The sequence below is a fragment of the Amycolatopsis sp. SID8362 genome, assembly GCF_010550475.1.
In the GTDB taxonomy this organism is placed as follows: Bacteria; Actinomycetota; Actinomycetes; order Mycobacteriales; family Pseudonocardiaceae; genus Amycolatopsis; species Amycolatopsis eburnea.
Window position 1 is genome coordinate 1 of sequence record NZ_JAAGNB010000434.1, and the last position, 214, is coordinate 214.

Here is a 214-nt window from a genome sequence, read left to right on the forward strand (position 1 = left end):
CGGTGTTGACGATGTCCCAGGCGCGGCGGAGCCGGGTGCCGGCCTCGGCGGCGCGGCCGCGGACGACGGCCAGGTAGCCGAGGACGGCGTCGCGCAGCGGGGTTTCCCGGATGCTCTCCACTTCCGGGACCAGGGCCGCCGCCCGGAAGACGTCGCCGGCGCCGATCAGCGCGTCGACGGCGCGGGTGATGCGGGCCTGCCGCAGCTGGGGGTC

The 214-nt window shown here is 77.6% G+C and carries 1 protein-coding gene; it reads right to left on the minus strand.

Annotated features, from left to right (window positions below; genetic code table 11):
• The coding region (locus G3I65_RS13555; protein ID WP_160696416.1) for a hypothetical protein at positions 1–214 on the minus strand (214 nt) is incomplete at both ends.